Consider the following 11,769-nt stretch of genomic DNA (forward strand, 5'->3'; position numbering starts at 1 on the left):
TCCATCGCAAGGCGCGTCACGGCACACCGTGGCGCGCCTTTCTATTTTCTGGTCACGGCGCGCGCAGATAACGTGACGACGCACATCAGCGCGGCGAGCATCCAGAACGCCGTCGGCAGGCCGACGGCGTGGGCGACAAAACCGATGCCGGCGGGACCGACGAGAACGCCGGCATAGCCGGCCGTGGTGATCGACGCCACCGCGAGACCCCTGGGCATTGCAGTCTGCATGGCGGCGCCGCGGAACAGCACCGGCACGAGGTTGGAGGCGCCGAGGCCGATGAGCAGGAAGCCAGCAATGGCGACGGTCGCGCTGGGCGCAAGCAGCAGCACCGCAAGGCCCGCGACCGCGAGCAGACTTCCCCCGACCAGCGTGGCGCGATCACCGACACGGGCCACGACCGCGTCGCCGCCAAGCCGGCCTACGGTCATCGCGATCGAGAACACGATATAGCCGATCCCTCCCTGCGCCTCGCTGACCAGGCCGCTGCCGATGACGAGCAGCGCGCCCCAGTCGAGCATCGCGCCTTCGATCAGGAAGGTGATGGCCGCCAGCAGCGCCAGCAGCAGCACGATGCCATGCGGCAGTACGAACAGCGGTCCCTCCTGCGCCTGCGCCGAGCGCAGCAGCAGGCGCGGCCAGGCGAGCGCCATCGCGATCAGCATCAGCACGGAGCAGATCAATGCGCATGCGAGCGGTCCAAGGTGAAACGACAATAGCGCCGTCATCACCGCCGATCCGGCGAACCCGCCGATGCTGAAGAGCGCATGGAAGCCCGACATCAGCGGCTGTCCGGCCGCGCGTTCGACCTCGACCGCGTGGATATTCATGGCGACGTCGATCGAGCCGAGCGCAGCGCCGAATGCGAGCAGCGTCAGCGCCAATGTTACGGGCGTGCCGGCGACGACCAGCAGGGGCAGAATCAATGCGAGACCGATCCCGCCCGCGATAATGATCGGCTTGGTGCCGTGGCGTGCGCTCAACATGCCGGTGGCGATCATCGCGAGGACCGAGCCGATGCCCAGGCTAAGCAGCAGCAGGCCAAGCACCGCGTCGTCGACCGCGAGGCGCTGCTTCGCGAAGGGCACCAACGGTGCCCAGCACGCGATGCCAAAGCCGGCGACCAGGAACGAAAGGCGCGTGGCGAGACGCGTCGCCGGCCGGTCGGCTGATGTCATGAGTGAAGCTCCGGGAGGGAAACCAAGCGCGTGATCGCGGGAGAGGCGTGTGCTTAGATCACCAACCAGGAGCGAAGACCAGAGTTCCGCCGGCATCGCGCGTTGACGAATTGTATCATTGTGATGTCAGCCACAATCCCTTGCGTTGCCTGATGGGCAACACATGCAAGGGTCGGGTCAATGGCGCGAGGCGACGGAGACACGAGAGAGCTCGTCGCCGGGGAGCGCGCACGAGCGTCAAACCACCGCCCGTGTCCGCCGCGCAATGGACGTCATGATCTACAATTGCTGCGGTTTTTGAGCGTCTCACCGCGCGTCAGCGTAACGCATATTGATCGCCCAGTCCGTATCTGGCGGAAGCCGGCGCCGCGCAGGAGTTTCGAGGCCAGGCCGTTCGTTCCTGGCGGCCGCGCGCCATCGCGCCGGTGTCTGGCCGCTGATGCGCTTGAACACGGTCGAGAAATGCGCCTGGGTGCTGAAGCCGACTGCAAGTGCGATCTCGGCCAGAGGCCGCTGCGTCGTCGTCAGCAGCGACTTGGCATGCTCGATCCGATGATTGAGCAGATATTCACGAGGACGATATCCGGTCGCTGCGCGGAACTGCGCGGCAAAATGCATTCTCGACAGCCCCGCGACATTGGCGAGCTCGGACAGGCTGATGCTGCGCTCGAAATGCGCGGCGATATGCTGTTCGACGCGGCGCAAGCGCCATTTCGGCAGGGCGTTGACCTTGGCGCGCGGCAATTCGGTGCGGGTGAGATGCATCGCAAGGATCTCGCCGATGCAACGGGCAAACTGGCGGCCTGCGGCGTCGCCTTGCTCGGCGAGCGCCTTGGTCAGCCCGGCGGCGAGCGGATCGCGCAGCAGGACGAGATCGTCCAGTCCTTCGACGCCGCCTCGCGACCAATGCGTAGAAAAATGATCGGCAGAGATATGGAGGTGCAGGAAGGCGCAGGGTGCCTGGAATTGCACGTTGAGCTGTCGCGATGGTCCGCTGACATACAGCGTGCCTGACGGCATGATGCCGTCGAAAATGACCTGGCGGTCTCTGGTCAGGATCGCGCGCGTGGTCTTCAACGCGATGCCGACGAAATATCGATCGGGCGGTGTCGTCGCTGTGTGCCGCGAGACCTCCCGCGAATCCTCCCATCGGGAGATCGCGATGTCATCCAGTGCGGCCTGCGAGCTGCAAGCCGTCTGACGCCACTGGCTTTCCCGGGCGATGGCCTGGGCGGTGTAGGGAGTTTCGTGATCCCTCGGGTCAGTCGGAAGATCGATCCGGGCGTGGGTCCTCTGCAATTCGATCAGCATCGTCTATTCCTTCCGCGCTTCACCGTCGTTCACTGCGACCGGTGGGCTCGCACCCTCGGTATGCTGACAGGATAGGCGTGAGCAGGTCTGGAAGCCCGTTAGGGGTGATGAGGAACTGTTAGATTATGTGGGAGCCGGCCGGCTGCGGCGGCTGGTCGCGGGAGCCTGTACTTGGGCCGATAATTCAGGGGCTTGCCGTTACTCGAAGACGGCGTCGAAGATCTCGACGTCGATCAGCACCGGCTTGGCAATCGCGGTGCCATCGGGCTGTCGCGTCAACGTGCGCCGGAGGGTTGGAACCACGATGCCGCCAAAGCTGTCGTGGGCCCACGAATAGTGCGCGACATTTGCGCCCAGGAGATCGTGATCGGTCCGCCGCTGCAAGGCATTGCCGTCGAAGTAGAACACTTGCTCCGACGCAAGGTTGATCAGGTTCGGCGGGAACTGTGTGCGAAGGCGCCGCCAGGTCTCGTTGTTCTCCTGCCACGGCGGCAGCTCCTCGACCACGACGTCTGGGCGGGCCAGGAGGAACGGTGTCGTGAGATAGTTCCAGATCTGGACGCCGCAGAAGAACACCAGATGCAGTTCGTCCGCGAGCGCATGCGTGCCGTTGGTCGGGAAGGCGAGGCTCGGGTTGCGCCAGGTTCGCAGCACCTGTCCGTCAAGGCTTTCGATCGTGATTGCGTCGGGTGCGAATGCGCCGGACTGTTCGCCGCCGGTGATCCCGGTGAAGCGGACCGATTGCGTCCGCGTTGATCCCTCCGCCGTGACGTCCTTGAATTCCCGGGCGTGGCCGGCATCGGAGAACAGGGCACCACCAACGGAAAGATGCAGCGTGAACCGGCTCAGGCTATTCCAGCGGGCCAGGCCCCCGCAGGCGTCGATCGCATCGTCAAGAAGTGCCATGTCTCACTGCATCCACCATGAATTGGAATCACCATGGCGGGACCAATGCGGCTTGGCATGTTAGAAGTTGTTAGGAGTTGCAAGCGCCAGATCTGGCGGTATCCCGTTGAAGATGCTGTTAATTCAGCGCGCTCAGAAGCCCCTTCGCGGCGACCAGGTCGCGGCTCGACAGGCCTTCCTGATATTGTCCGACGAGGGGCGCGAGCAGAGCCTGCGCGTCGCGCTGTCGCCCGGCCCTCTGCCAGATGCGGGCGAGGCTCATCGCCCCCCGCAGCTCCCAGCCACGCGCGCATTGCCGGCGCGACAAGGTCAGCGATTGCTGGAGCCAGGCTTCGGCTTCCGTCATTCTGGCGGATTGAACCAGAATGTCCGCCTTGACCCGGAGCATTTCCGGCATATCGAAGGATTCGCCGTGGTCGCCGATCTGGGCGATGGCTTCTTCGATCGTGCGCAAGGCCTCATCGGCCTCGTTCTGGGCCGCCAGTCCCTCCGCGAGCGCCGTTGCAAACACCGTCGTCATGATCCGGTGGCGGGTGGCGTACAGGGTCGCCTGGCTGCGGCGAAGGTGCTCGATGCCGCCGGCGATGTCCCCGCGGCGGAGCAGGAGCTCGCCCTTCTGACCGATGCCGACCGCGTGATAGGGGCCGAGGAAGTGCCGAGCGGCGTGGTCGATCAGCCGCTCGATCAGGCTTTCGGCGCTGGCCCAATCGCCGATCCATAGAAATACGTAGATCGTCCAGATCAGGGAAATGCCGAGCGTCAGCGGTTGCTCAAGCTGCTCGGCCTCTCTCACGGTGTATCTCGCCGCCTCGATGGCGCGATCGGGCCGTCCGCTGAGCCAGAGCCCGCGTGCCAGGGCGACCAGCGCAACAATCCGGTCGTCATAGCCGAGATGGCCGATATTGAGCCGCTGCGAGCCTGGATTGTGCACCATCGCGCTCTCGCAGAACTGGACGGCCTTGTCCTGGTTGCCGATCAGATGGTGCGCGACGCCCAGCATCCACTCGACGTTCAGCGTGCTGGTCGGGTCGTTCAGCTTTCTCGCGACGCTTTCGCCCCGTACGCCGGTGCCGAGCGCGCCGTGAAAGTCTCCGACCCGGGTGAGATAGATGTGCAGTCCGCGCAACAGCCAGAGCTGCCAGTGCAGATCGTCGAGGCCTTCGGCCAGTTGCAGGCTTCGCGTGAACGCCGACCGGACCCCTTCCGTATTGCCTTGCGTGAACATCACGGAGACGCCGAGGGCCGCCTGCAATGTCATCTCCTTGCGGCTATCGACCATATCGGCGGACGCGAGCGCCTGCTGGGTCCAGCTATGGCATTCCGTCAGCAATGTGAGCTCGAGGAAGAACTGGGCGGCCGCTGCCGCCAGGTCCACGGCGATCGCGCGGTCGCCGGTCTCGGAAAAGCTCCAGGTCAGCGCGGCCCGCACATTCGACAGATGGTCGGCATAGGGCAGGAAGCCGCCCGCGCTCTGCATGCCCGTCGATTTCACGGAGATGTCGTGAAGGAAGTCGCGGAAATATTCGGCATGGGCGCGTGCGACGCGGGCCGATTCTCCGCTTTCGACGAGCTTGTCGCCGACAAAGGCGCGGGTCGTATCGAGCAGGCGGTATCTCAGCCGCCGTTCCGCGGGCGACGTCGCGATCAGGGATTTCGACAGCAGGTTCGAGATCGCTTCGACCGCTTCCGCTTCGTCGATGCCTTGGCTTGCGGCGACGGCGAGCGCCGCTTCCAGCGTGAATGGCCCGACGAAGACCGACAGGCCGCGCAAGGTCGCGCTCTCGGCTTCGGGCAGGAGATCGTAGCTCCAGCTCAGGGCCGCGCTCAGGGTCTGGTGCCGCGGAATCGCGGTGCGGCGGCCTCGCCACAGCAGCGAGAAACGGCTGTCGAGCAGCGAGGCCGTGCCGGCGATCCCGTAGGCGTTGACCCGTCCTGCGGCAAGTTCGATCGCGAGCGCAATGCCGTCCAGGCGCCGGCAGATATCGGCGACCAGAGGCGCATCCTCCTCACTGAGTTCGAACTCGTTCAGGCTCTCGGCAATCCGCTCGACGAAAAGCTGGCTCGCCGGATAGGCAAGGACGTCGGCCATGCTCAGCCCGTCGCCCTGCGGCGGGCAATCCAGTGGAAACAGCCGGTAAACCCGCTCGCCCTCGGTGCGGAAGGATTCGCGGCTGGTGGCGAGAACATGCAGCCCCGTGGCTTCCCGCACCATGCGCTCCGCCAGAGGAGCGAGCTCGTCGATGATATGCTCGCAGCTGTCGAACACCAGCAGCATCCGGCGACTGCGCAGCGACTGCAGCAGTCCCGGTATCGGGTCGCCAGAATTGACGGTCAGGCCGAGGGCTGCCGCGATCGTGGCGGGAACGAGCCGCGGGTCTGTCAGCGCGCCAAAATCGACGAAGCAGACCTGGCCCTCGAAGCCCGCATGCTGACCATGCGCCACGGCGAGTGCGACCGAGGTTTTGCCGATGCCACCGGGGCCGACGATGGTGACGAATCGATGCAGGGAAAGCTCGGCCGTGATCTTCTCGACGGCGTCGTCTCGGCCGATCATCTTGGCAAGCTGGGCGGGCAGCGACCGAAGCGAGGAAACAGCCGCGCCCGTCCGCGTCTCCGCAGGCGCGGCGCGGAGCAATGGCGCCGTGAAGCAATAGCCGCGGCCGGGCACGTTGACGACATAACGGGCGCCTTCACCGGCATCGCCCAGCGCCTTGCGCAGCGACGTGATGTGAAAGCGCAGGCTGCCCTCGTCGACGTTCACGTCGGCCCAGACCCGCTTGACCAATTCCCGCTTGTCGACGACCTCGCCGGCACGCTCCGCGAGAAAAACCAGGATATCGAGCGCGCGTCCGCCGAGATGAAGCGGAACGCCATCCTTCTCGAGCCGTCGCGACCGGGGAAACAGCCGAAAGGCCCCGAAGGAGATAGCTGAGTCCTGATCGTTATTGTCCGGCACGCGCCATGATTCCAGCGAAAGGAAAGTGCTGCTGTCCGTTTGATCTACCAGAACGAGACCGCGAGTAAACCGGCCGAAAGCGGCGAAATCGCGCAACGGGCATGCGATCGGGCCGAAAGAGCAGAGCCGAAACGCAACGAATTTTGTTTAAACGCGAACGGCTTGTGCGGAAAGCATGAAAGTTCGGCAGTGCGCATCAGAACCAGCGCATCGGTCGCGGCCTGCGAATATCGCGCGCCATCCGATCATAACAGAATCTTGCAACGTCTAACGAGCGTGAGGCACCGGTCTGCATCAGTATAGCTTTCGAGTTAGGCCTATTTCCAACGGGGGAGGCTATGATGCCCGGTATCAGCTCTCGGACGGACGACAGAAGCGTTCGATCACATTTCGTCAGCAACCTGGATGAGGTCTCGCGCGACTGGGAACTCGTGCTGCGTGAGTCGCACCACCGCATGAAGAACACGCTGACGCTGCTGGGTGCGTCAGTCCGTCGCGACTTCACACGAGCGGGTGGACGAGACATGTCGGTTGCGGTTGACCGGCTGGAGCGGCGGATCGTCGCGTTCGGAAGGCTCTATCAGCTGCTGTCCGACAATGACGATCTCACGGAAATCTCCGTCGAGACCTTCTTCGAAAAGCTGTGCTGTGCGCTTTCCGAGGCCGTGCTGGAGCCGGCAGGCGTCCGCTGCGAGGCATCGATTGCGAGCGGCACACTGCCGGCATGGCAGTGCCATCGGCTCGCTCTGATGCTGACGGAGCTGGTCACGAATGCGGCAAAGCATGCTTTTCCGAACAAGAAGGGTGCGCTGATCCGCATCGAGATGGCGAACCGCGCGGGCTCCTGGTTCTGCGCAGTCGTCGACAACGGTGTCGGTGCGACCAACCCACTTCAGGGGGCCGGCAGCCGGATCCTGGAAGGTCTGGCGCGCAGCCTCGGTGCTCGCTTGTACGGCGATGCCGGGCAGGGCGGCACGCGCGTATCCATCGCGATGCCGCTTGTACCGGCCTGAACGGCAAATCAGGGAGTTCGACATGACGATCATCGAGACAAAGCACGACGTCGAAGCAAAAACGTCAAAGCCGCATCGGGCCGATCTCAAGCTCGAGGTCATTGTCGTTCCAGTATCGGACGTCGATCGCGCCAAGGCATTTTATGCAAGCCTTGGCTGGAGACTGGACGCCGACTTTGCTTCGGCTGACGACTGGCGCGTCATCCAGTTCACGCCGCCTGGCTCGGCCTGTTCGGTGATTTTCGGCAAGAACGTCACATCAGCGGCGCCCGGCTCGGCGCAAGGCCTGTATTTGATTGTCTCCGACCTCGAGGCGGCCCGACAGGATCTGCTCGCGCGCGGCGTCAAGATTAGCGAACCCTTCCACGGTGGCGGCGATGTTCACGCCGGGACGGATGAGCCGTATCTGTTCGGCCGCATCAGGCTCAGCGGCGCCGATCCAAAGCGCGGCAGCTACAGCTCGTTTGCCTCTTTCAGGGATCCCGATGGCAATTGCTGGTTCTTCCAGGAAGTGACCGCGCGACTGCCCGGCCGCATCGAGGCGACGGACACCACCTTCTCCTCGTCGAGCGAGCTTGCACGCGCGCTGCGTCGCGCGGCGGCGGCGCATGGTGAGCATGAGAAGCGGACTGGCGTGCACGACGAGAATTGGCAGGACTGGTATGCCGACTACATCGTGCGCGAACAGGCAGGCCAGCCGCTGCCGACCTGACGCGCTCGCGTGAATAGCCAGATCGGCTTTCGCGGCGCGCGATGGCTCATTGCGCGCCGCGATGCGTTTCACATCTTGCGAAGTTCATCCCACGCCAGAAGCCGATCTTGCGTTACGACGACTCGCAACGGCTAACGCGGCCTAACAATCCATAACGAGCCAATGGCCGGCGGCTGCGCCAATCTGCTTTCAAGACGGACCGAGATGTCGATCTCGAATTTCGGTCGACGTCACGGACGAAAGCCAGGGAGATCCAAAATGACGACGCGAACACGAGCCGACATTATGAACCCCGACCGCCGCCAGCTGCTTGGCCAGGCCGCGATGGGCGCCGTTGCCGCGAGCATGGCGAGCCTGTTTCCGGCCCACCCGGTAAAGGGTGCTGCAAGCGGATCAATTCGTCCATTTCACGTCAACGTGCCCGAGGAAGATCTGCTCGATCTGCGACGCCGTCTCGCAATGACGCGCTGGCCGGATCGCGAGATCGTCGCCGATCAATCGCAGGGCGTGCAGCTCACGACGGTCCAGCAGCTGGTTCGCTACTGGCAGTCCGATTACGACTGGCGCAAGATGGAGACGCGGCTGAACGCTCTGCCGCAATTCGTCACCGAGATCGACGGCGTCGACATTCACTTCATTCACGTGCGTTCCAAGCACGACAACGCGCTGCCGATGATCGTCACCCATGGTTGGCCGGGCTCGATCATCGAGCAGATCAAGATCATCGGCCCGCTGACAGATCCAACCACGCACGGCGCGACGGCGGCCGATGCATTCGACCTCGTGATCCCTTCGCTGCCCGGCCACGGCTTCTCCGGCAAGCCGACGGCCCTCGGCTGGGATCCGCAGCGCATCGCGCGGGCCTGGGTCGTGCTCATGAAGCGGCTTGGCTATACCCGTTACGTCGCCCAGGGCGGCGATTGGGGCAATGCAGTCACCGAGCAGATGGCGCTGCTGGCGCCGCCGGAGTTGCTTGGCATTCACACCAACATGCCCGCGACCGTTCCCGACGACATCGCCAAGGCGCTCCAGCCCGGTGGATCGAAGCCATCGGGCCTCTCGGCCGACGAGAGCTACGCTTACGACCAGCTCGACGATTTCTACAAGCACGGCCTCGGCTACGCGATCGAGATGTCGAACCGGCCGCAGACGCTGTACGGCCTGGTGGATTCGCCAGCGGGCCTGGCGTCCTGGATGCTCGACCACGACGCACGCAGCGCCGCGATGATTGCGCGTGTCTTCGACGGAAAGACCGAAGGCCTGTCGCGCGATGACGTCATCGACAACATCGCGCTTTACTGGCTCACCAACACGGCGGTGTCATCGGCGCGGCTGTACTGGGAGAACAGGCTGGTATTTTTCGCGCCCAAGCACGTGAATATCCCGGTCGCCGTCAGCGTCTTCCCCGACGAAATCTATGCCGCCCCGCGCAGTTGGGCCGAGAAGGCCTATCCCCAGCTGATCCACTACAACCGTCTCGACAAGGGCGGCCACTTCGCGGCCTGGGAGCAGCCCGCGCTTTTCTGCGCGGAAATGCGCACCGCGTTCCGTCCACTACGCCAGTCGATTTAAGTCGAGCAGGACGTGCGGATCACGCGCGCCCTTGTCCTTCAACGACAAATCAGGAGTGAAAACCATGAATCGTCCCGAACGCAACTTCACGACGGAAGACATAAGGCTGGAGCGGCGCTTGCCGACATACTGGCGCGTCACCTTCGACATGCCGCCGGTGAACATCTTTGGCCCGAAGCACCTTCCGCTGCTGAACGATATCATTACTACGATCGAGACAGATCCGCAGGTCAAGGTCGTCGTGTTCGACAGCGCCGTCGAAGGCTTCTTCATCACGCATTATGACTTCCTGGCACCGCTCGAGGACTCCCTTAACATCCCGCCGGGGCCGACAGGGCTTCAGGCATTGCCCGATATGCTGGTGCGCCTGAGCCGGGCGCCGGTGGTGTCGATTGCCTCGATCCGGGGCCGCGCGACCGGTGTCGGCAGTGAGCTCGCGCTCGCAAGCGACATGCGCTTTGCCAGCCGCGAGAAGGCGATCCTGTCGCAATGGGAGGTCGGCGCGGGTCTCGTGCCCGGTGGCGGGCCGATGGCGCGGCTGCCGCGCCTGATGGGCCGCGGCCGCGCGCTCGAGGTGTTGCTCGGTGCCGACGACATCCGCGGCGATCTCGCTGAGCGCTACGGCTATGTGAACCGGTCGCTGCCGGATGCCGAGCTCGATGGCTTTGTCGACGCGCTTGCCATGCGTATCGCGTCCTTCGACAAGGACGCGATCGCCGAGACCAAGCGTCTCGTCGATGTCGCGAGCCTGCCGCCGGATGACGAGATCAAGCCGGAGTGGGACGCGTTCATCGCAGCCCTCGGTCGTCCCGCAAGCGAGACCAGGCTCAAGGCGCTTTTCGCGCGTGGTTTCCACCGCGCGGGCGACGTCGAGAACCGGCTGGGCTTCCACGTCGGCCAGATCGGCATCTGATGGAACCGCTGCGGCGCTCGACCGGTTGGATCGCGACACGGCGCCGCCGCCGCGATAGCCTTCCACCGGTGCGGAGCGCCGCCGGACGACCCCAAGGCAAACAAGGAGAAACAAGATGATCCGCAAGGCAAAAGCAGTCTGGCAGGGCACCGGCCGCGATGGCACCGGCCATCTCTCGAGCGAATCCGGCGTGCTCGCCGAGACGCCTTATTCGTTCAAGACCCGCTTCGAGAACGAGAAGGGCACCAATCCCGAGGAATTGATCGCGGCGGCCCACGCCGGCTGCTTTACGATGGCACTGGCCTTCGGCCTTCAACTCGCCGGCTTTACGCCGACCGAGCTGTCCACCGAGGCCGCGGTCACGCTCGATCCGGAGGGGAAGGGGTTCAAGATCAGCAAGTCGGCGCTGACCCTGCGCGCCAAGGTGCCGAACCTCGACGACGCCGGCTTTGCCCGCATCGCCGGCGAGGCCGAGAAGAACTGTCCGGTGTCGAAAGTGCTGAACGCTGCGATCACGCTCGACGCGAAGTTGATCTGAGCGAACGCCGGGGAGCCATTCCCCAGGACTTATTCCCAGGACTTGCCAGCATCGGTCCGATGGAGGCAAAGTCCTGGGAAAGGAACCATCGGCGAGAAGCGTTTCCGCACGGATGCGAGCACCTCGACGGAGCGAAAGGAACACATCACATGACGACAGAGCGCGCAGTTTTGGCTGGAGGCTGCTTCTGGGGCATGCAGGATCTCATCCGCAAGCAGACGGGTGTGATCTCCACGCGCGTCGGCTACACCGGCGGCCGGGTGAAGAATGCGACCTATCGCAATCACGAAGGCCATGCCGAAGCGATCGAGATCATGTTCGATCCCGCGAAGACGAGCTTCCGCACCATGCTGGAGTTCTTCTTCCAGATCCATGATCCCACCACGCTCAATCGCCAGGGCAACGACCTGGGGACGAGCTACCGCTCCGCGATCTTCTACACGTCAGACGACCAGAAGCGCATCGCCGAGGACACCATTGCCGATGTCGCAGCATCGGGGCTGTGGCCTGGCAAGGTGGTGACCGAAGTCGCCCCGGTCGGCGAATTCTGGGAGGCCGAGCCCGAGCATCAGGATTATCTCGAGCGCTATCCTGACGGCTACACCTGTCACTTCATCCGGCCCGACTGGAAGCTGCCGCGACGTGCGGCCGCCGTGGGAGGCTAGAGCTC

10 protein-coding genes are annotated in these 11,769 nt (G+C 64.2%); 6 read left to right on the forward strand and 4 right to left on the reverse strand.

The genetic code is table 11. The features are described 5' to 3' along the window. Nucleotides 1-41 precede the first annotated feature (41 nt). The 4 genes from JQ631_RS04800 to JQ631_RS04815 all read right to left on the reverse strand — a co-directional run bounded on the left by JQ631_RS04800 (nt 42) and on the right by JQ631_RS04815 (nt 6,351). Complete coding sequence (locus JQ631_RS04800) at nt 42-1,178, reverse strand: MFS transporter (RefSeq protein WP_212324451.1); 1,137 nt, start codon at nt 1,176-1,178, stop codon at nt 42-44. A 306-nt stretch (nt 1,179-1,484) separates the two neighbouring features. Beyond that, the gene (locus tag JQ631_RS04805; protein ID WP_212324453.1) at nt 1,485-2,489 is read right to left on the reverse strand and encodes a helix-turn-helix domain-containing protein; all 1,005 of its coding nucleotides are present in this window, start codon (nt 2,487-2,489) and stop codon (nt 1,485-1,487) included. A 198-nt stretch (nt 2,490-2,687) separates the two neighbouring features. Then, on the reverse strand, nt 2,688-3,395 hold the full coding sequence (locus tag JQ631_RS04810) for a hypothetical protein (protein ID WP_212324455.1): 708 nt from the start codon (nt 3,393-3,395) through the stop codon (nt 2,688-2,690). Between the two features lie 118 nt (nt 3,396-3,513). Continuing rightward, nucleotides 3,514-6,351 (reverse strand): ATP-binding protein, encoded by a 2,838-nt coding sequence (locus tag JQ631_RS04815; protein ID WP_212324457.1) that lies wholly within the window; start codon nt 6,349-6,351, stop codon nt 3,514-3,516. A gap of 341 nt (nt 6,352-6,692) precedes the next feature. Between JQ631_RS04815 and JQ631_RS04820 the strand changes: the two genes are divergently transcribed. From JQ631_RS04820 to msrA, 6 genes are all read left to right on the forward strand, one after another. Further along, nucleotides 6,693-7,364 (forward strand): sensor histidine kinase, encoded by a 672-nt coding sequence (locus JQ631_RS04820; protein WP_212324459.1) that lies wholly within the window; start codon nt 6,693-6,695, stop codon nt 7,362-7,364. Nucleotides 7,365-7,386: 22 nt separating this feature from the next. Next, nucleotides 7,387-8,076: a VOC family protein gene (locus JQ631_RS04825; protein WP_212324461.1), complete on the forward strand. Its 690-nt coding sequence runs from the start codon at nt 7,387-7,389 to the stop codon at nt 8,074-8,076. A 258-nt stretch (nt 8,077-8,334) separates the two neighbouring features. Further along, a complete protein-coding gene (locus JQ631_RS04830) occupies nt 8,335-9,648 on the forward strand; it encodes an epoxide hydrolase family protein (protein ID WP_212324463.1) in 1,314 nt (437 codons plus the stop codon). 64 nt (nt 9,649-9,712) lie between these two features. Continuing rightward, nucleotides 9,713-10,561, forward strand: a complete 849-nt coding sequence (locus JQ631_RS04835; protein WP_212324465.1) for an enoyl-CoA hydratase/isomerase family protein — start codon at nt 9,713-9,715, stop codon at nt 10,559-10,561. 115 nt (nt 10,562-10,676) lie between these two features. After that, entirely contained in the window at nt 10,677-11,099 is a 423-nt protein-coding gene (locus JQ631_RS04840; protein ID WP_212324467.1) for an OsmC family protein, read from the forward strand. A 149-nt stretch (nt 11,100-11,248) separates the two neighbouring features. Next, nucleotides 11,249-11,764 (forward strand): peptide-methionine (S)-S-oxide reductase MsrA, encoded by a 516-nt coding sequence (msrA, locus tag JQ631_RS04845; protein ID WP_212324469.1) that lies wholly within the window; start codon nt 11,249-11,251, stop codon nt 11,762-11,764. Nucleotides 11,765-11,769: the final 5 nt, after the last annotated feature.

The organism is Bradyrhizobium manausense (assembly GCF_018131105.1).
Classification (GTDB): domain Bacteria; phylum Pseudomonadota; class Alphaproteobacteria; order Rhizobiales; family Xanthobacteraceae; genus Bradyrhizobium; species Bradyrhizobium manausense_B.

What these genes read in the sequence shown, in the direction of transcription:
- JQ631_RS04820 (WP_212324459.1), top strand. Translation starts at nt 6,693, where the DNA reads ATGCCCGGTATCAGCTCTCGGACGGACGACAGAAGCGTTCGATCACAT.
- JQ631_RS04835 (WP_212324465.1), top strand. Translation starts at nt 9,713, where the DNA reads ATGAATCGTCCCGAACGCAACTTCACGACGGAAGACATAAGGCTGGAG.
- JQ631_RS04830 (WP_212324463.1), top strand. Translation starts at nt 8,335, where the DNA reads ATGACGACGCGAACACGAGCCGACATTATGAACCCCGACCGCCGCCAG.
- msrA (WP_212324469.1), top strand. Translation starts at nt 11,249, where the DNA reads ATGACGACAGAGCGCGCAGTTTTGGCTGGAGGCTGCTTCTGGGGCATG.
- JQ631_RS04825 (WP_212324461.1), top strand. Translation starts at nt 7,387, where the DNA reads ATGACGATCATCGAGACAAAGCACGACGTCGAAGCAAAAACGTCAAAG.
- JQ631_RS04805 (WP_212324453.1), bottom strand. Translation starts at nt 2,489, where the DNA reads ATGCTGATCGAATTGCAGAGGACCCACGCCCGGATCGATCTTCCGACT.
- JQ631_RS04810 (WP_212324455.1), bottom strand. Translation starts at nt 3,395, where the DNA reads ATGGCACTTCTTGACGATGCGATCGACGCCTGCGGGGGCCTGGCCCGC.
- JQ631_RS04800 (WP_212324451.1), bottom strand. Translation starts at nt 1,178, where the DNA reads ATGACATCAGCCGACCGGCCGGCGACGCGTCTCGCCACGCGCCTTTCG.
- JQ631_RS04840 (WP_212324467.1), top strand. Translation starts at nt 10,677, where the DNA reads ATGATCCGCAAGGCAAAAGCAGTCTGGCAGGGCACCGGCCGCGATGGC.